1 protein-coding gene is annotated in these 428 nt (G+C 67.8%); it reads right to left on the bottom strand.

The annotated features are described in order from the left end of the window. Positions 1 to 217: hypothetical protein (locus tag ACNFOC_RS55475; protein WP_416966455.1), on the bottom strand; the 217-nt coding region annotated here is incomplete at its 3' end. Between the last annotated feature and the right edge of the window lie 211 nt (positions 218 to 428).

The following is a 428-nucleotide window of genomic DNA, read 5'->3' on the forward strand; positions in this document are numbered from 1 at the left end:
GTCCGAGATCGTGTCCAGCCGGGTTGCGTCCGACGAGTCCGCGCCGGACGAGCCCGCCCGTCGCCGTTCCTCCGGTGGTGGCCGTCGCGCCCATGGCGGCGGAGGTGGCGGCCCGGCTGGTCTGTTCGGCCACATGATGGGCGGCCTGTTCCATCGCTGATCCGGCGAGCCACGAGGTGCAGCAGCGGCCCGCCACCGGGCCGCTTGTGCTTTGCAAACGCCTGCACGCATCCTCGTCGCAAAGCGGTCGCGGCACGGACAGCCCGCGAACACGCTTTCGGCCAGATGCGCGCCTAGCAGGACCTGTCGTCGATACCGCGAACAGGGGCAGAGTTTCATTCAGTGCTGAGGCCAGGTCATTACCAGTTCTCTCGCAGTGGCACGCCGGACCGGACTGTCTCCCTGAACGCCATGCCGATCTATATCGG

The sequence above is a fragment of the Streptomyces colwelliae genome, from assembly GCF_048158785.1.
Lineage (GTDB): Bacteria > Actinomycetota > Actinomycetes > Streptomycetales > Streptomycetaceae > Streptomyces.